Genomic DNA, 17,112 nt, shown 5'->3' with positions numbered 1-17,112 from the left:
GTTGCTACCAATGACATTGAACCGGTATTGACTGTGCTTACTGCGCCGGCGCGCTGGCGCGATAAATCGCCACGCCTTGTGGCGCGACCGAGGCCGCGCCGACCACGAACGCGGCTGCATCGACACCCTGAATGTCGTATGCCGTCGTGTCGTAATTGAAAACGTAAGTCAAAGCACCGCGCTGGCTAATGCGCACGGTCTCGGGCAAGGCTTGCGGCACCAGGCCAGCGTTTTGCGCAATCTGTTGCAGCAGCGCCCGCGTGCCTGCTTCAGCAAAAATGCTGGCGCAGTAATGCAGCTTGCCGTGGCGTAATACCGCCGGATGACCATCGGCGTAGCGGGCCAGGATTTCAACGCGGGCATCCGCTTGTATCAGATCGCGCCAATGCACGGCATCAAGCTGGCCCAGCCCGAGCGCGCTGGCATCGACGGCCTCGCTGACATTGGGCCGCAGTGATTCAACGCGCCAGACCCGCAGCGGCAGCACCTCGGCCAACGGGCCTGGTGGCAGAGCGTGCGGAATCTGCAGATCAAGCGTCTTGGAGCCGGTACGCGGCCCGATCACCACCTGCGCGCCACTGCGCGCCAGCCGTTGCGCCAGGCCATCCGGCATTACCGGCAATGGCGGCACCACAATCAGGGCGTAGCCATCCAGCGCCGCGTTGGTGGGCACGATATCGACATCAAACCCGAGGCTGCGCAGTGCGCTGTAATAGCCAAAGACAAAGCGCGGGTAATGGAAATCGGCGCCCTGGGGGTGGATTTCGAACAGCCATTTGGCTTCGTATTCAAACAACAGCGCCACGCGCGGACGCACCGCGCCATCCAGGCCCGTGGCTTGTACGGCGGCGATTTCCGCGGCAGTTTGCTCGGCCTCGTGCGCGGCCAGATCGGGCTGGTTGTCCGGCGTATGTAAACCGGCGTGCATCTGTTCTTGCGCAAACGGCGCTTGCCGCCAGCGGAAATACGATACGCAACCGGCGCCATGCGCCAACGCTTCCCAACTCCACAAACGCACCATGCCGGGCAGCGGCGCGGGGTTCCATGGCGCCCAGTTCACCGGGCCTGGTTGCTGTTCCATCACCCAGAACGGCAAGCGCGACATGCCGCGATACAGATCATGGTTAAACGCGGCGAAATCGGGGTGGCCGGTGCGCAGCCAGCGCGCCTTGATCTCAGGCGCGAACCACATTTCTTCCAGCGCGCCCAGCGGATAGCTATCCCAGCTGGCCACGTCCAGATCGGCCGCCACTTTGTAATGGTCGAACTCGTTAAACATCTGCATAAAGTTATGCGCCACCGGCCGCCCCGGCGAATGCGCACGCACGATATCGACCTGCATGCGGTTGTAGCGCGCCAGTTCGTCAGAGGCAAAGCGGCGGTAATCCAGCCGATGCGACGGATGCGCTTCGGTGACGGTTTCGATGGGCGGGTCGATCTCGGCAAAGCTGCGGTATTCCATGCTCCAGAACACCGTGCCCCATGCCTGGTTGAGCGTGGCGATATCGCCGTAACGCGCTTGCAGCCATTGCCGGAAGCGTTGCGCGGCGGCGGGGGAATAGCTGACCACGGTGTTATGGCAGCCGTATTCGTTATCCACCTGCCAGAACGCCACGGCCGGATGCTGGCCGTAACGTTGTGCCACGGCGGTGCAGATGCCTTGCGAGGCCTCAAACCAGCTCGGCGATGAAAAATCGTAATGGCGGCGCGAACCAAAACGGCGCGGGCGGCCATCGGCCCCCACCGCCAGAATATCCGGATGTTGGTCGATCAACCATTTGGGCGGCGTGGCCGTCGGCGTACACATCACCACCTGCAAACCGGCATCGCCCAGAACCTGCACGGCACGGTCGAGCCAGCCCCAGTTGTATTGGCCCGGCTGCGGTTCGATGCGGCTCCAGGCAAATTCGGCGATACGCACTTGCGTAATGCCCAGCGCTTTCATGCGCGCGGCATCGTCGGCCCACATCGCTTCGGGCCAGTGTTCGGGGTAATAGCAAACGCCCAGGCGCATCGGCGCACCGGCTTGGGGTTGGTTCATGGCTGCGACTCCAGATGCGGGACGGCAAAGCCGTCTTCAGTGAATAGATGGCAGGCGTGTTCGGGCGCCACAAAGCTGACCGTTTCGCCCACTTTGACGCTGGCGTCGCCGGGCGCTTTGGCGATCAACACGGCCTGGTCCGGTGCGTTCAGATGCAGATAGCTGTGCTCGCCCAAGGCCTCGATCAGCGAGACTGGACGGCGGATGGTCTGGGTCGGCGGCACGGCGCCGGGCGGGGCGCTTTCGAGATGTTCCGGCCGAATGCCGAGGGTGACGGCTTGCCCCGGCTTGAGCTGAGTGCCGGCCACCCGCACGCGCAACTTCTCGCCGGTGTGGTCCAGCGCCACTTCCACGCCGGCGCTATCGATAGCGCTGACTTGCGCCGGTAAAAAGTTCATGCGCGGCGAGCCGATAAACCCCGCCACAAAGCGGCTGACCGGGCGGTGATACAACGTCAGCGGCGCGCCGATCTGCGCAATGCTGCCGTGCTGTTCCATATCTTTGCCCGCGTGCAGCAGCACAATCTTGTCGGCCAGGGTCATGGCTTCGATCTGGTCGTGCGTGACATACACCACGCTGGCGGAAGCAAATTGCTTGTGCAGGCGTGCAATCTCGATGCGGGTCTGGCCGCGCAAGGTGGCGTCGAGGTTGGACAAGGGCTCATCAAACAGAAACACCCCCGGTTCGCGCACAATGGCGCGGCCGATAGCCACCCGCTGGCGCTGGCCGCCGGACAAGGCTTTGGGATAGCGGTCGAGCAGGTTTTCCAGCTGCAGAATGCGCGCGGCCTGGTTTACTTTGGCCACGATGGTGTCGGTCGGGGTTTTGGCCAGCTTGAGGCCGAACGCCATGTTTTCGAACACCGTCATATGCGGGAATAGCGCGTAGCTCTGAAACACCATCGCCACGCCGCGTTCGGCCGCGGGCACATCGTTCATCAAACGGCCGCCGATCTTGAGCTGGCCGCCGCTGAGATCTTCCAGCCCGGCAATCATGCGCAGCAGCGTCGACTTGCCGCAGCCCGATGGCCCGAGGAAAACGCAGAATTCGTTTTCGCCGATTTCCAGATCGACATTGCGGATAACGGGCTGATGATCGCCGTAGCTTTTCTGCGCCCCTTGCAACGAAATACTTGCCATCAATCCGGCTCCATGGTCAGATTTGTCCGCCTTGATTAAGCGCTTAATCACGGTCTGCAAAAAAAGGCCACTCAGGCATCACCGCCGTAACGCAGGGGGCGGTTTTGATGTAGTGGGTGACGAAGTGCTACGGACTATAGCAGCCGGTTTTCTCAAAATGCAATACGGTGATCCAGGATATTTGTAGCAGCCCGCGCTGCCGCCTTACCGCGTGGCTGGGCCAGCGACATGGCCCGCGCCAGCATCCAGCCAAGCGTGTACATTGCCCGACTGCGACCCGTGATCAGCCCGGAAATATGGAAATTAACAAGCGATGACTACACTTTCAGAGGTGGCCCAGCACGCCGGCGTAACCCCGGCGACGGTGTCGAATGTGCTGCGCAATCGTGGCCGCGTCAGCAACGAAACCCGCCAGCGTGTGCTCGATGCCATCGATGCGCTCGGCTACCGGCCCAACCTTAATGCGCGCGCGCTGGCGGAAGGCCGCGGGCCAACGCTGGCCTTGATGGTTTCCAGCATCGCCAACCCGTTTTATCCCGAATTTGCCCTCGCCGCCGAACGCGCGGCCCGGGCCCACGGCAGCTTTATGCTGCTGTGTAACACCAACGACGACACCGCCACCGCGCACGCCTATCTCAACCAGCTGGCCGGGTCACTATCGCAAGGGGTACTGGTCATGAACGGCAATCTGGACTTTGCCGTGCTGCGCCAAAGCCGCTCACCCGTGGTGCTGTGTATGTGGGAAAAGCCGCATGAATCGCCGGGCCTGCCCTGTGTGGCGGTGGATTTTTATCTGGCGGGGCAATTGGCGGCGCAGCATTTGCTGGCCTTGCAGCATCGGGATATCGGCATTGTGGTCGGCAATGGCAAAGGCGGCATCCATGCGTCGCGCTTGCGCGGGTTTACCGATGCGATGGCCGCGGCCGGCGTGCACTTTGCCCCCGAGCTGATCGAGACCTCGCCCGATACCGTGCAAGGCGGTTACGCCGCGGGCGCATTGTTGCTGCAAAAACACCCGCACCTGACCGCGATTTTTGCCACCAATGACCTGCCCGCCATCGGCGCCATGCACGCCGCCACCGACCTGGGTTTGCGTATTCCCGCCGATTTGTCGGTAATGGGCATTACCGATATCCAGATGGCACAAGAAAGCCGCCCGGCATTGTCGACCGTGGCCGTACCGACGCAAGAAGCGGCCGAACTGGCGGTATCTTTGCTGCGCAAACTGGTCGGCCCGGACGCCCGCGCGGCGCATGCCGAGCCGCAGATGCTGGTCACGTCGCAACCGGTGCTGGTGCCGCGCGCCAGTACCGCATCCCCACGCGCCCGGCGCGGCTAGCGCGGGGCAAGGCAGACGGTGACGCCTGCCCCAGCAAAACCGACGGTGCTGTGACGCGCGCCCGACTTAATGCGGATGCACGGTCCATGCCACCAGCCGCGCCACGCATGGCCGCACCACCAGGATGCAGCAAAAGGCGGCGGGCATAGCCACGCGATAGGCATTCAACACATTTTCCACGTAATGCGCGTTATAGCCGAACTCGGCCAGCGTAATCACCAGACACATCAAAAAAGCCATGATGGTGGCCATATACAGCGCGAACACATAGGGCGTAAGTGTGCGCGGAAAGCGCCGGCGCAAGCCGCTGCGCTTGCTGGCTGGGGGTGCGTGGGGCAGGGCGGGGCGGGATGTATCAGGCATCATGGCAGGCGCTCGGGACGGGCATAAAGTCAGGGAGCCGCCACAATAACAAGCCCGCTGGCAGGCGAGTAGCCCGCTTGCGCTTGATTCATTGCTAAGCAAACATGACGAATTATCGGCAGCAAGGACCGGGCGATGGCCGCCAATCTTCTGGGTTTGATCCAGTGTTTTATCAAAGTGGTTGAGGCGGGCAGTATTGCGGCGGCAGCACGGGCGCTGGGCATGAGTGCGGCGGCGGTCAGCCAGAATGTGGCGCGGCTGGAAGCGCATCTTGGCGTGCGCTTGTTGTCACGCACCACGCGGCGCATGGCGCTCACGCAAAGTGGCGCCTTGTATTACGACAAGGTGCGGCATATTCCGCATGATCTGGATCTGGCGCAGACCGCGGCCACAGATGCGCTGGAACTGCAGGGCACGCTGCGCATCGCCACAACCTCGGTGTTCGGTCGGCATAAACTGGCGCCCTTGCTGCCTGCCTTTCAGCAGCGCTATCCGCGTATTGCCATCGAATTGATCAGCACCGACCGCCGCACCGACCATCGCCTGGAGGGCATCGACGTCAGCCTGCGCATCCCCCCGCAACTGGATGATCGGTTGATTGCACGCCATATCGCCACTTATCCCTTTGTGTTTTGCGCGTCGCCCGCCTATCTGGCGCGCGCCGGCACACCGCAGACGCCGGAAGACCTGAAGCAACACGCCTGCCTGGTGTTCAGATATCCGGTGGATGGTCGCTTTTTGCCGTGGAAATTTGTGCGCAATGGCCAGCGCTTTGATGCGCCGATCCAGCCCGGCTTTATCTGTGACGATATCGAAATGCTGGCGCAGATTGCGCTTAACGATGGCGGCGTGGTGCGCCTGGCCGACTTTGTCGCGCAGCCTTTAATCGATGGCGGCAAGTTACGCCCGCTGTTTGAGACCGCACCGGGCGATGTGGATGGCGCCGTGCCCGAGCCGATGGAGATTTACGCCTGCGTGGCCGAGCGCGCCGCGCTCAATACCCGGGTGCGCGCGTTTATTGAATTTGTAGCAGAGGCGCTGCAAGCGCCACTGCCGCACGCTACGCCAGCCGTGGAATGGTCCGGGCGCAGCTAGCCCGGGTGCCGCACGGCTGAAGCCCGGCCGCGCGCGCCACTGCGCACAGGGCCAGCCGCTATAACGGAATATTCTTATCCGTAATGCCAGCCCGTGCTGGCCCCGGGGGTCGCCATGCTGCGTTTGCTGTCGGTGCAACAAAAGCTGTTATCGGGCTTTGCCGTGGTGCTGGTCTTGCTGGCGATTGTCGTGAGTACGGCCCTGTGGAAGATGTCCAGCATCAACGCCAACCTGGTCGACATCACCGACAGTCGCTATCCCAAGCTGGCGCTGTCTTATAAGGTCAGCACGGCTTATCTGGAAATGCGCCGGGTGATACGCGACGGCATTATCGGCACCTCGGAAACGCAAAATGCGGCCAATGTGGCGTTGATCGAGCAATTGCATACGCAAGCGCAGGCCGATATCAACAGCATGACCAAGCTGATCCGCACGCCAACCGGGCGCGGCATCCTGGCGCAAATCCACGCCGCCGATGACAAGCTGACGCGTGATCTGCCGCAGATGGAAAGTTTGATCAAAACCAACCAGAACCCGGCGGCGGTGGCCTTTCTGGCCAGCAATATCAGCCCGGACAACACCGAACTGGCCGCCGCGCTCAAGCGCATGACGGAATATCAGGAGCAGCAAATGCTGCAATCGGGTGCGACGGCGCAGGCCAGTTATCACACCGCTTTATGGACCATGCTGGGCGTGGCGCTCTGTGCCTTGATTGTCGGCGTTTTGATGGCGCTGGCGCTGGGCTGGATCATTACCACGCCGCTCAAGAAATCAGTGCGGCTGGCGCATGCGATCAAGGCCGGTGACCTGTCGGGCCAACACGAGCTCATCGCGCCCAGCCGTGATGAAGCCATCGAAATCGCCCGCACCATGCAGGATATGCGTGCCGGTTTGCGCGAGGTGGTGTCGGGCATACATCACGATGCGGGCCAGGTTGCCGCCGCGGCCAAAGCGTTGTCGGCCTCGGCCGCGCAGATTGCGGCGGGCTCGCATCAACAGGCGGAGGCGACGTCCAGCGCCGCCGCCACCATCGAGCAACTTACTGTCAGCGTGAACCACGTCGCCGATAGCGCGGACGAAGCAGCCGAACGCGCGGGCGCAGCCGGGCGCCTGGCCACCGAAGGCAGCCAGGCCGCACGTACGTCCTCCGGCGAAATCGGCCTCGTCACCGGCGCAATGGCCGATACCGCCGCGCAAATGACGCAACTGCAAACCGATATCCGCCGCATCGACCATGTGGTGAATGTAATCCGCGGCCTGGCGGATCAGACCAATCTGCTGGCGCTCAACGCCGCCATCGAAGCCGCCCGCGCCGGTGAGCAAGGCCGTGGCTTTGCCGTGGTGGCCGACGAAGTGCGCAACCTGGCCGAACATACCACCCGCTCGGCGGGCGAGATTACCGCGATGATCAATGCCATCCAGGCGGGCGTAAACCAGGTGACCGACAGCATGGGCAGGAGCCTGAGCCGCGCGGGCGTGGTCTCGGATACCGCAGAAAAAACCTCGCTCACCATGCAGGACATCGAGCACGGCACCCGCGCCATTGCCAGTGCCATCACCGTCATCGACGGCGCGCTGGCCGAACAACGCACCGCCAGCCACGGTCTGGCCAGCAGCATGGAAACGGTGGCACGCATGGCCGAAGAAAACAGCGCCACCGTGCGCGGTCTGGCCACGGCGTCGATGCAGCTGGATGGGCTATCGGCGCATTTGCAGACCGTGGTGACGCGGTTCCGGCTGTAGTGGGGCCGGTTCAGGCGCGCAGGATGCTGATGCCCTTGGCTTGCAGCGCTTGCGTAATCGCGGCATCGGCCTGTTGCTCGACAATGATGGTGCTTGCCAGTGTCACCGCACCAATTGCATAACGCGATGCCGCGTTCAGCTTGTCCATCGACGCCAGCACCACCGTCTCGGCCGCTCTGGCCGCCAGCGCGCGCTTGATATACGCCTCTTCCATATCGCCGGTACTCAAGCCCTCAGTCGGGTGCACGCCGGTCACGCCCATAAAGTAAAGGTCGGCATGAATATGCGACATCGCCTCGATCGCCGCGGCGCCGACATTAACCACCGAATGCTTGTACAAGCGGCCGCCGATCATGATGACCTCAATCGAAGGATGGTCGACCAGCGCCACGGCCACAGTCGGGCTATGCGTGACCACGGTGGCAGCCAGCGACAGCGGCAGATGCTTGACCAGCTCGGCTGAGGTGGTGCCGCCGTCCAGAATGACGATCTGGCCGGGCGCGATCATCGCCGCCGCAGCGCGGCCGATATTGCGCTTGGCCGCCGATTCAATCGAGCGTCGTTGCGCAAACGGCGCCACCGCCGACGAGGCGGGCAGGGCGCCGCCATGCACGCGTTGCAGCAGGCCCTCGGCCGCCAGTTCACGCAGGTCGCGGCGGATGGTGTCTTCGGAGGTGCCAAAGGCGTGGGCGAGGTCGGCGGCGAGTACGCGGCCGTCGCGCACCAGCATTTCAAGTATGGTTTTTTTGCGTTCTGTGGTCAGCATGGTTTGCACGAAGATGCTTGTATTGCACGAAACTGCACGATAGCATGAATACTCATTTTCGGGAACAGGAGCTCCCCATGCTGACCACGGCAGAGCGCGTGCGCATTATCGATACCCAGGTGTTGTCGGACGATTGGTATGTGCTCAAAAAAACCACGTTCGACTTTTTACGCCGCGATGGCATCTGGCAACGGCAAAGCCGCGAAACCTATGATCGTGGCAATGGCGCGACCATTTTGCTGTTTAACCGCCAGCAACAAACGGTGGTGCTTACCCGCCAGTTCCGCTTGCCGGTGTTTGTGAATGGCCACGACGGCATGTTGATCGAAGCGGCGGCGGGCCTGCTGGATAACGCCACGCCCGAAGCGCGCATCCGCGCCGAAGTGGAAGAAGAAACCGGCTACCGCGTGGGCGAAGTGCACAAGGTCTTCGAGGCCTATATGAGCCCCGGCTCGGTCACCGAAAAACTGCATTTTTTTATTGCGGAATACGCCGCCGATGCCCGTATCCATGCCGGGGGCGGCGTTGAGGCGGAGGGTGAAGATCTGGAAGTGATCGAGATGACGCTGGCCGCAGCCCTGGACGCGATTGCGCACGGTGAAATCGTCGATGGCAAAACCATCATGTTGTTACAACATCTCGCCTTGCGCGGGCTGACCGGGGAGCGCGCGGCATGAGCAGCCAGATGATTTTGATTGCAGGGCCTTATCGCAGCGGCACCGACGGCGATCCGGTCAGGATTGCGCTTAATCTCAAACATCTGGAGCGCGCGGCGCTGGATGTATACCAACGCGGCCATATGCCGCTGATCGGCGAATGGGCCGCGCTGCCGTTGGCGGCCATGGCCGGTTCGCAGGCCGTGGGCGACGCCATCAGCGAACAATATATGTACCCGGTGGCGCACCGCTTGCTGCAGCGTTGCGATGCGGTTTATCGCATCGAAGGCGCATCAAAAGGCGCGGATCAGGATGTGCAACTGGCCTTGGCGTGGGGCAAGCCGGTCTATCACGCGCTGGATGAGGTACCGCTGGCCACGGCCCCCGTCTGATGGCGGGCGCTCAGGCGGCGATTTTCTCGTCCGCGCGCAGCGTCAACACCTGCACGCCATGACGCGTCACCGCCACCGTATGTTCAAACTGCGCCGATAACTTGCCGTCGCGCGTCACCACCGTCCAGCCATCGGCTTGGGTGTAGATGGCGCGACGGCCCTGGTTGAGCATGGGTTCGATGGTAAACACCATGCCTTCGCGCAAAACCAGGCCGGTTCCGGGCGTACCGAAATGCAGCACTTGCGGCTCTTCGTGCATTTCGCGGCCAATACCGTGGCCGCAATATTCGCGCACCACCGCAAAGCCGTGCTGGCGCGCGTGGCGTTCGATGGCGTGGCCCACATCGCCGAGGGTAGCGCCGGGGCGCACGGTTTTTATGCCTTTCCACAAGGCTTGATACGTGACCTGTACCAGCCGCCGCGCTTCTGGCCCGACATTGCCCACCAGATAGGTTTTGCTGGAATCGGCGATATAGCCGTTCTTCTCCAGCGTGATATCAAAATTGACGATATCGCCATCCTGCAGCATCTCCGCGGGCGAGGGCACGCCATGGCACACCACCTGGTTGCGCGATGAATTCAGTGCATAGGCATAGCCGTACTGGCCTTTGCTGGCCGGGCGTGCGTTCAGGTCATGGACGATAAATGCCTCGACCAGATCGTTTACCTGCATGGTCGACATGCCAATCAAATCCAGCGTATCCAGCCGGGCAAACACGCTGGCCAGCAGGCGCCCAGCCTCGGCCATCACGGCGATTTCTTCGGGCCGCTTGGTCATGGCGTTGCTACCCGAAAGGCGGCAGTCTCAACGCCAGCGGCGCGTAATTCGCGCGCGACAATCTCATTAAAACTCAGCGTCGGGTTCATCTCGGCCAACATGCCCATCTTGATCCAGAACGCCGCCTGCGCATTGATGGAACGGCACGATACCGCGCTGGCCTTGCGCATTTGATCGTGCAGTTCGTCGTCGATATTTACGATGCCCATCGCTTATCCGTATATATGTTCCATATACGAATCATATATTCGGCCGGCAACGCGGCGCAAGCGGCGTGACAAAGCGCGCGGCTGCTTAGGCAAAGTCAGTGGAGCGCGTGACCGCCTGCCACTGGTCGATCTCGGCACGCAACGCATCCAGCCGCGTGCGCACCAGGCCCAGCGCGTCGCTGCCCAATAACAGCTGCGCAGGGGGTGCGTTATGCGCAATCAAATCCACCAACATCTGGCCCGCCTTGGCGGGGTCGCCCAGTTGCTTGCCCGATTTGGCTTCGCGCGCGGCGCGGATGGGGTCAAACAGTGCGTCGTAATCGGCAATGCTGCGTTCTGAGCGCACCATCGAGCGTCCGGCCCAATCGGTGCGGAAGGATCCAGGCGCCAGCGCAGTCACATGGATGCCCAGCCCGCGCAGTTCTTGCACCAACGTGTCGCTGATGCCTTGCAGCGCAAATTTGCTGCCGCAGTAATAAGCGATGCCGGGCATGGTGATAAATCCACCCATGGAGGTGACGTTGATAATGTGGCCTTTGCGGCACTGGCGCATGGTGGGCAACACGGCCTTGATCATGGCCACCGCGCCAAACACATTGGTGTTGAATTGTGCGATCAGTTCGTGCAGCGGCGATTCTTCCAGCGTGCCTTCGTGACCGTAACCGGCGTTATTGATCAGCACATCGATCGGGCCAAACTGGTTTTGCAACTGGGCGACCGTGGGTTCGATGGCGGCAAAATCGGTCACATCCAGCACCACCGCATGGGCATTGTGCGGGTGCAATGCCGCAAATTCAGCGCAGGCCTCCGGCTTGCGCACGGTGCCAATTACGCGATGGCCTGCCGCCAGCAAGGCAACGGCAAAGGCGCGGCCAAAGCCGGAGGACACGCCGGTAATCAGCACGGTTTTGTTGTTCGGGGTAGGGGACAAGCTCATAAGGGCAACTCCAGTCAGAACGGTTAAACAGTGCCGCCATGCTAGGCGCGCCCCGCGTTGCCGCTAAGACCCGATGCTCTGCATGTTTAGCCTGATTGTCTGACCAGGCCCCGCAGGCACGCCGACAGTGGCAAAGTAGCGCCATCGCTTTTGGCCGTATCGACCATGCCTGCCACCGCCCGCAAAACCACCACCGTACTCGTGCCCGAAGCCATCGAATTATTGGCCAGACTGGCCCCGATTGAAGGCTATAACCTGACCGGCCTGGACGATATCCGCCTGTTGCGCTCGGATCGGCCCTTGACGCGCACGCCGGTGTTATACGAGCCCGGCATCGTCATTGTGTGCCAAGGCCGCAAGCGTGGTTATCTGGGCGACCAGGTGTATATCTACGATCCACAGCATTACCTGGTGGTGTCGGTGGCTTTGCCTTTTTCGATGGAGACCGAGGCCAGCGCGAGCGAGCCGCTGCTGGCGCTTTATCTACGCCTCGACTTCAATCTGGCCACCGATCTGATGTTGCAGCTGGATGCCCTCGCCCATTTGCCCACCGCGGCCCCGCGCGGCATGGCATCGACCCCGCTGGATACGCGCATGGCCGATAGTGTCCTGCGCTTGTTGCGTGCCCTGGCGTCGCCGCTCGAAACGCAGCTACTCGGCCCAGCGCTGGTGCGGGAAATTTATCTGCACGTGATGCTGGGCGAACAAGGCGGATCGATGCGCGCCGCGCTGGCTGCACATGGTCAGTTTGGCAAGATCGGCCGCGCCATCCAGCGCATCCACCAATCGTTTGCGCAACCGCTGGATGTACCGTCATTGGCGGCGTCGGCAGGCATGAGCGTCGCCACCTTCCATGTGCATTTCAAAGCGGTGACCGATAGCTCGCCGATGCAATATCTCAAGTCGACGCGCTTGCACCAGGCGCGCTTGTTGATGGCACGCAATGGCATGACGGCCGGGGCGGCCAGCGCGCAGGTGGGCTACGAAAGCGCCTCGCAATTCGGCCGCGAGTTCAAGCGCCTGTTTGGCCGCAGCCCGCTGCAGGAAGTGGCGCGGATGAAGCAAAGCTTTGCCTTGCTCGACCCCGCGCCCTCACGCGGTTTTGTCTCGTCGCACTAGGCGGCCTGGCTTTGCGGCGTTAAGGTCTGCGCAAACTGGCGGATGATCTGTGCGATCTCTTGCGGCGCTTCGGCGGGCAACAGATGGCCTTTGCCGGGCAGCAAATGTAGCTCGGCGGCCGGATAGAGCGGGGCGATCTTGCTGGTTACCACGGCCAGCGGGTCCACCCGGTCCAGCTCGCCCGCGATGATACTCACCGGCACCTGCACTCGCGCGGCCAGCGCGCTCAAGTCCTCGCGGCTGCCAATCTCCAGCCAGCCCGCCCTGGCTGGCGCACTCAGGCGCAGCGCATCGTCCCGCAATTGCTGGCGGGTTGCGCTATCCACCGCGCTCCCCAGCAACACGTTGTCCAGCGTCCATTCCACCGCGCCCAGAAACGCATAGGCGCCGTGCATTTGCTGGCGCTGGGCTTCATCAATCGCCATCGGTGACAGCGGCGAAGACGCCACCAGCACCAACCCGGCCAGCCCTTGCGGTTGCTGCGCGGCCAGCCATTGCGCCGCTTTGCCGCCCATGGAATGGCCGACCAGCACATAGCGCTGCAGCCCCAACTGCGCAATCACCGCGCGCGTATCGCTGGCGTGGTCCGCCGTGCGATAGCCGCTGGCCGGGGCCGAGGAACTGCCCGCACCGCGCGCATCGATGGCCACGCAACGGAACTGGCCGCGCAATTGTTCGATCACGCCGTTCCATGTGGCCGCCGAGCCGCCCCAATGATGTTGAAACACCAGCGCGGTATCGCCGAGCTGGGTATCGGTCACATCGAGTTCGACATTCTGATTGTGGATTTTCATGTTGAAACACTCCGGTGTACCTGCGGCCGCGAAAGACGGCGCGTCTGTGTATGGCTATTGTCCGGACGCTCGCCCAGGTAGTGAATGCGCCACTGCGTATATAGAATGCAAACTCAAAGTAGCGAATACACGCGGGGAAAACCATGGATCGCTTTATCAGCCTGTCGGTCTTTGTCGCCGCAGTGGAAGACGGCAGTATCGCCGCCGCAGGCCGTCGTTTTGGCCTCTCACCCGTAATGGCAGGGCGTTACCTGGCCGCACTGGAAGACCAGGTGGGCGTACGGCTGGTACAGCGCACCACGCGCCAGCTCAACCTGACCGATGCCGGTCGTGCCTACTTTGTTAAAAGCAAACGTATCCTCGACGATCTGCAAGAAGCTGACAGCGAAGCCGCGGACCTGCAATCCACGCCGCGCGGCAGCCTGCGCATCGCCGCGCCGATTACCTTTGGGGCCCTGTTTCTGGGGCCGCTGGTGGCCGATTTCATGGCGGAATTTCCTGGCGTCGAGGTGACGTTGCAGTTGCAGGATCGCTTTGTTGATCTGATCGAAGAGGGGATGGATATCGCGCTGCGCATCGGCCGACTGCCCGATTCCAATCTGGTTGCACGCAAGCTGGCCGACTGCCAGTTGCTGGCCTGCGCCACCCCGGCCTATCTGGCCGCAGCGGGCGTACCGCGCCATCCCGCCGATCTGGAAAACCATCAACTGATAGGCTATCTGGGCGAAGTGACCACGGCGCCATGGCGCTTTAGCGATGCCGCCGGCAACACGCAGGAACTCGATTATCCCTGCCGCTTTAGCGCCAATAACACCGCCGTGATGTTGGCGGTGGCGCTGGCAGGCGGCGGCATCGTCTATGGCCCGGATTTTGTGGTGGCCCGCCATCTGCACAGCGGCGAGCTACAACGGGTACTGCCCGACTACACTAGCCCGGTGCTGCCCCTGCATGCAGTCACCCCCACCGCGCGGCATGTGAATACCAAAACGCGGCTGTTTATTGAGCGGTTGCGGACGGCATTTGGCGGGGAGCAGCCGTGGTTGCGGATTTCCGCGTAAGGGCAACCTTGCGCGCAACGCTGCAAAGCGGTCGCGCAGCAAGCGGAAAAAATAGCGGAAACGGAATGCCGAAAATGCGCCTCAAGCCATTGAAAAAATGTGGTTTATCGCTCGTTTATTAGCGGAAACCAAAGCGGCAAAAGGCCGTGGAATATGACGGTCCCGCCAGCGTAAGCAGATCGTTCAATTATTGATGCGTCGCGGCCCGCTCGGGTGCAAAGCCATCGCAGCGGCGCTGTTTATGCAATTTGCGCGCGCCAATCCCGCATGAACAATTCCGCCGTCTGCGGGCGGCCATAAAAATAGCCCTGGATGGTGGTGCAGCCCTCGCGTTGCAAAAAGTCGACCTGCGCTTGTTCTTCGACGCCTTCCGCCACGGTGTTCAGCCCCAGGCTACGGGCCAGGCCGATGATGGTGCGGATGATCGCTTCGCTATCGATGCCGGTGCCAATGCCGGTGACAAATGCGCGGTCAATTTTCAGGATATCGACCGGCAATTGTTTGAGATAAGCCAATGACGAATAGCCGGTGCCAAAGTCATCAATCGACAATTTAACGCCCAGCGCGCGTATGGCCTCGAGCACGCTAAAGGCGTCAGCGACGGCCATGATCACGCTTTCGGTGATTTCCAGTTCCAATACCCAGGCGGGCAAATCGTGCGATTTCAGCAGCCGATCAAGTCGAATGGCAAAGTCGTCCAGTTCCAGTTGTTTAACCGACAAATTGACCGAGACCGAATCCAGGGCAAAACCATCGGCCCGCCATTGCGCGATTTGCTGGCAGGTTTTTTCCAGGACTTGCTGCCCCAGTTTAACGATCAGGCCAGAATCTTCGGCCACTGGAATAAAGCGCGCCGGCGGCACCGACCCCAACACCGGATCAGTCCAGCGCGCGAGGGCTTCGGCGCCAACCAGACGCCCGCTCGCGGAATCCACTTTGGCCTGGAAATAAACCTCAATATCTTGAGCCTCGATCGCGCGGCGCAAATGGCGTTCGATCTGCACGCGTTCTTCCGCCGCCACCGACATCTGGTGCGTGTAGATCTGGTGCCGATTGCGGCCCATGGCTTTGGCTTGATACATGGCGATATCCGCTTTGCGGACCAGCGCATCAAAGTCGCTACCATCCTGCGGCGAAAAGCTTACCCCGATGCTGGCGGACAGATGAATGTCGTTATCGCTGATGCGAAACGGCAGATTAAATAAAGACAACAAGCGCTCGGCCACCGGATTTACCGCGTCGGCCGTGTCGACGCCGGCCAATATGCAGACAAATTCATCGCCGCCTATGCGTGCCAGCGTATCGCCCGGCCGTACATGCGTGATCAGCCGCTCTGCCACGGCAATCAGCAATTGATCGCCAATAAAATGACCGAGCGTGTCGTTCACATCTTTAAAACGATCCAGATCAAGAAACATAACCGCCAGTGGCGGTTGCGCCTGCGCGGTGGACACCAGCGCGTCTTCCAGTCTTTGCTTGAACAGCAAGCGATTGGGAAGGTGGGTCAGCGGATCGTGATGGGCTAATTGATGCAGCCGCTCTTCGGCATTACGGCGTTCTTCAATTTCGCCTTCCAGCAAGCGGTTGGTATCGCCCAGCTCGCGCGTGCGCAATTCAACCCGCTGATCCAGCTCGCGATTGATTTCCACCAGCTTGGCCGCCTGGTTTTTGATGATATTGCCCGCGCGTTTGACGACCAGCATTTGCGCGATATACAGCGCAATCATCGACAGGATGATGGCGATGGTCAGCCACATTAATTGCATGCGGGTGCTGGCGACAAAAGCGGTGGCATCCACATAGATTTCCAGCACGCCTTCTACCTTGCCGCCTGGGCCATGCACCGGTACGTAGGTCGAAATCAGATCGCGATCCGTTAATTTGCGATCAAAGGCATCGATGCTGTTGCGATGGGCCAATGCACTGACCGGGATATTGCCGACCGCAGATTCAAACCCCGGATTGCCGTTTTCGCTTTCGCCCACTTGTTTGGGATTGGTGGAAAACACGGTCATGCCATCCAGCGCATAAACCTTGAGCCGGACCACATCGGTGCCCTGCATCAGCCGGATTACCGTGCTTTGCAATTGCTCTTGCGTGGCCAGCGCGCGCATGCGCGCCACGTCATCACTCATTTGCGTCAGCGGCTTGAAGTGCGGCCACAGTGAGTTTTCAAAAACCTGGACCAGGGATGCGGCGCGGACTTTTTCTAATTGCAGCATTTGTTCGCTGGAGAAATAGCGCAAATAACCCGCCATCGCCAGCGTGGCAACGCCCATCAAAACCAGCGACAGCCAAAAGAAATAGCGCACCAGATCAAAGCGCTGCGCCCCTGGCGTTTTATTGTGCGGCTGCGCAGCAGCATTATTCTCGACGGCCATCAACCTCTCCCGGGTGGTTGATTTGAGTATGCCTGGAAATCCATGTCATTGGCATGCGGGGCGGTGCGGGTGTTGCGTGGATCATTGCGCCGTGCCTGTCGCGCCAGCGGCATGAATGAGCAGCTGCCTTCGCGGCCACGCTGCATGGGTCGTGGGCCGCGCTCTACAGGCGCAGGACGTGGCGCAGTTTTTTTCTTTCGTTTCTTTCGAAAGGCGGCCGAAGCTGAAACAATCCCAGCCTTGATTACCCCGGTTTTACGTTGCCAGGTTGCTCCGACTACGCGCTGATCGATGCAAAAAGC

General features: G+C 61.4%; 16 protein-coding genes. 7 read left to right on the top strand and 9 right to left on the bottom strand.

All coding sequences use genetic code 11. The annotated features are described in order from the left end of the window. Nucleotides 1-37: 37 nt before the first annotated feature. Nucleotides 38-2,041 (bottom strand): beta-galactosidase, encoded by a 2,004-nt coding sequence (locus ACYQ1A_RS07605; protein WP_499361456.1) that lies wholly within the window; start codon nt 2,039-2,041, stop codon nt 38-40. Further along, nucleotides 2,038-3,180, bottom strand: coding sequence for an ABC transporter ATP-binding protein (locus ACYQ1A_RS07600; RefSeq protein ID WP_499361454.1), 1,143 nt, complete (start codon nt 3,178-3,180; stop codon nt 2,038-2,040). Before ACYQ1A_RS07600 ends, ACYQ1A_RS07605 begins: the two co-directional genes overlap by 4 nt. A 313-nt stretch (nt 3,181-3,493) precedes the next feature. Between ACYQ1A_RS07600 and ACYQ1A_RS07595 the strand changes: the two genes are divergently transcribed. Beyond that, nucleotides 3,494-4,519, top strand: coding sequence for a LacI family DNA-binding transcriptional regulator (locus ACYQ1A_RS07595; protein WP_499361451.1), 1,026 nt, complete (start codon nt 3,494-3,496; stop codon nt 4,517-4,519). Between the two features lie 66 nt (nt 4,520-4,585). On the opposite strand, the gene ACYQ1A_RS07590 is transcribed toward ACYQ1A_RS07595, so the two are convergent. Continuing rightward, entirely contained in the window at nt 4,586-4,885 is a 300-nt protein-coding gene (locus ACYQ1A_RS07590; RefSeq protein WP_499361449.1) for a DUF2798 domain-containing protein, read from the bottom strand. A 132-nt stretch (nt 4,886-5,017) separates the two neighbouring features. On the opposite strand from ACYQ1A_RS07590, the gene ACYQ1A_RS07585 reads away from it, so the two are divergent. Continuing rightward, nucleotides 5,018-5,977: a LysR family transcriptional regulator gene (locus tag ACYQ1A_RS07585; RefSeq protein ID WP_499361447.1), complete on the top strand. Its 960-nt coding sequence runs from the start codon at nt 5,018-5,020 to the stop codon at nt 5,975-5,977. A gap of 114 nt (nt 5,978-6,091) precedes the next feature. Then, entirely contained in the window at nt 6,092-7,720 is a 1,629-nt protein-coding gene (locus tag ACYQ1A_RS07580; RefSeq protein WP_499361445.1) for a methyl-accepting chemotaxis protein, read from the top strand. Nucleotides 7,721-7,730: 10 nt separating this feature from the next. Here the strand turns inward: ACYQ1A_RS07580 and ACYQ1A_RS07575 are convergent, their stop codons facing one another. Further along, complete coding sequence (locus ACYQ1A_RS07575) at nt 7,731-8,486, bottom strand: DeoR/GlpR family DNA-binding transcription regulator (RefSeq protein WP_499361443.1); 756 nt, start codon at nt 8,484-8,486, stop codon at nt 7,731-7,733. A gap of 77 nt (nt 8,487-8,563) precedes the next feature. Between ACYQ1A_RS07575 and ACYQ1A_RS07570 the strand changes: the two genes are divergently transcribed. Both ACYQ1A_RS07570 and ACYQ1A_RS07565 read left to right on the top strand, forming a co-directional pair. Then, nucleotides 8,564-9,163, top strand: coding sequence for an NUDIX domain-containing protein (locus ACYQ1A_RS07570; protein WP_499361440.1), 600 nt, complete (start codon nt 8,564-8,566; stop codon nt 9,161-9,163). Next, nucleotides 9,160-9,534 (top strand): hypothetical protein, encoded by a 375-nt coding sequence (locus ACYQ1A_RS07565; RefSeq protein WP_062225152.1) that lies wholly within the window; start codon nt 9,160-9,162, stop codon nt 9,532-9,534. Before ACYQ1A_RS07570 ends, ACYQ1A_RS07565 begins: the two co-directional genes overlap by 4 nt. A gap of 10 nt (nt 9,535-9,544) precedes the next feature. Here the strand turns inward: ACYQ1A_RS07565 and map are convergent, their stop codons facing one another. From map to ACYQ1A_RS07550, 3 genes are all read right to left on the bottom strand, one after another. Continuing rightward, on the bottom strand, nt 9,545-10,312 hold the full coding sequence (map, locus tag ACYQ1A_RS07560) for a type I methionyl aminopeptidase (protein WP_499361438.1): 768 nt from the start codon (nt 10,310-10,312) through the stop codon (nt 9,545-9,547). Further along, entirely contained in the window at nt 10,309-10,521 is a 213-nt protein-coding gene (locus tag ACYQ1A_RS07555; RefSeq protein ID WP_499361437.1) for a ParD-like family protein, read from the bottom strand. The genes map and ACYQ1A_RS07555 overlap by 4 nt, the downstream gene beginning before the upstream one ends. Before the next feature lie 85 nt (nt 10,522-10,606). After that, nucleotides 10,607-11,458, bottom strand: coding sequence for an oxidoreductase (locus tag ACYQ1A_RS07550; protein WP_499361435.1), 852 nt, complete (start codon nt 11,456-11,458; stop codon nt 10,607-10,609). Between the two features lie 165 nt (nt 11,459-11,623). Between ACYQ1A_RS07550 and ACYQ1A_RS07545 the strand changes: the two genes are divergently transcribed. Continuing rightward, the gene (locus tag ACYQ1A_RS07545; protein WP_499361433.1) at nt 11,624-12,577 is read left to right on the top strand and encodes an AraC family transcriptional regulator; all 954 of its coding nucleotides are present in this window, start codon (nt 11,624-11,626) and stop codon (nt 12,575-12,577) included. Here the strand turns inward: ACYQ1A_RS07545 and ACYQ1A_RS07540 are convergent. After that, entirely contained in the window at nt 12,574-13,371 is a 798-nt protein-coding gene (locus ACYQ1A_RS07540; RefSeq protein WP_499361431.1) for an alpha/beta fold hydrolase, read from the bottom strand. The two genes, ACYQ1A_RS07545 and ACYQ1A_RS07540, sit on opposite strands and share 4 nt — an antisense overlap. A 143-nt stretch (nt 13,372-13,514) precedes the next feature. Here ACYQ1A_RS07540 and ACYQ1A_RS07535 point away from each other — a divergent pair, with 143 nt between their 5' ends. After that, nucleotides 13,515-14,429, top strand: coding sequence for a LysR family transcriptional regulator (locus tag ACYQ1A_RS07535; RefSeq protein ID WP_499361430.1), 915 nt, complete (start codon nt 13,515-13,517; stop codon nt 14,427-14,429). Nucleotides 14,430-14,668: 239 nt separating this feature from the next. On the opposite strand, the gene ACYQ1A_RS07530 is transcribed toward ACYQ1A_RS07535, so the two are convergent. Then, on the bottom strand, nt 14,669-16,810 hold the full coding sequence (locus ACYQ1A_RS07530) for a putative bifunctional diguanylate cyclase/phosphodiesterase (protein WP_499361429.1): 2,142 nt from the start codon (nt 16,808-16,810) through the stop codon (nt 14,669-14,671). Nucleotides 16,811-17,112 lie beyond the last annotated feature (302 nt).

It is taken from the genome of Silvimonas sp. JCM 19000, from assembly GCF_054652575.1.
This window is presented reverse-complemented; position numbering and strand designations above follow the sequence as displayed.

Bases quoted from the DNA above. Each gene is read 5' to 3' on its own strand.
- ACYQ1A_RS07605 (WP_499361456.1), bottom strand. From the start codon at position 2,041: ATGAACCAACCCCAAGCCGGTGCGCCGATGCGCCTGGGCGTTTGCTAT.
- ACYQ1A_RS07600 (WP_499361454.1), bottom strand. From the start codon at position 3,180: ATGGCAAGTATTTCGTTGCAAGGGGCGCAGAAAAGCTACGGCGATCAT.
- ACYQ1A_RS07595 (WP_499361451.1), top strand. From the start codon at position 3,494: ATGACTACACTTTCAGAGGTGGCCCAGCACGCCGGCGTAACCCCGGCG.
- ACYQ1A_RS07590 (WP_499361449.1), bottom strand. From the start codon at position 4,885: ATGATGCCTGATACATCCCGCCCCGCCCTGCCCCACGCACCCCCAGCC.
- ACYQ1A_RS07585 (WP_499361447.1), top strand. From the start codon at position 5,018: ATGGCCGCCAATCTTCTGGGTTTGATCCAGTGTTTTATCAAAGTGGTT.
- ACYQ1A_RS07580 (WP_499361445.1), top strand. From the start codon at position 6,092: ATGCTGCGTTTGCTGTCGGTGCAACAAAAGCTGTTATCGGGCTTTGCC.
- ACYQ1A_RS07575 (WP_499361443.1), bottom strand. From the start codon at position 8,486: ATGCTGACCACAGAACGCAAAAAAACCATACTTGAAATGCTGGTGCGC.
- ACYQ1A_RS07570 (WP_499361440.1), top strand. From the start codon at position 8,564: ATGCTGACCACGGCAGAGCGCGTGCGCATTATCGATACCCAGGTGTTG.
- ACYQ1A_RS07565 (WP_062225152.1), top strand. From the start codon at position 9,160: ATGAGCAGCCAGATGATTTTGATTGCAGGGCCTTATCGCAGCGGCACC.
- map (WP_499361438.1), bottom strand. From the start codon at position 10,312: ATGACCAAGCGGCCCGAAGAAATCGCCGTGATGGCCGAGGCTGGGCGC.
- ACYQ1A_RS07555 (WP_499361437.1), bottom strand. From the start codon at position 10,521: ATGGGCATCGTAAATATCGACGACGAACTGCACGATCAAATGCGCAAG.
- ACYQ1A_RS07550 (WP_499361435.1), bottom strand. From the start codon at position 11,458: ATGAGCTTGTCCCCTACCCCGAACAACAAAACCGTGCTGATTACCGGC.
- ACYQ1A_RS07545 (WP_499361433.1), top strand. From the start codon at position 11,624: ATGCCTGCCACCGCCCGCAAAACCACCACCGTACTCGTGCCCGAAGCC.
- ACYQ1A_RS07540 (WP_499361431.1), bottom strand. From the start codon at position 13,371: ATGAAAATCCACAATCAGAATGTCGAACTCGATGTGACCGATACCCAG.
- ACYQ1A_RS07535 (WP_499361430.1), top strand. From the start codon at position 13,515: ATGGATCGCTTTATCAGCCTGTCGGTCTTTGTCGCCGCAGTGGAAGAC.
- ACYQ1A_RS07530 (WP_499361429.1), bottom strand. From the start codon at position 16,810: ATGGCCGTCGAGAATAATGCTGCTGCGCAGCCGCACAATAAAACGCCA.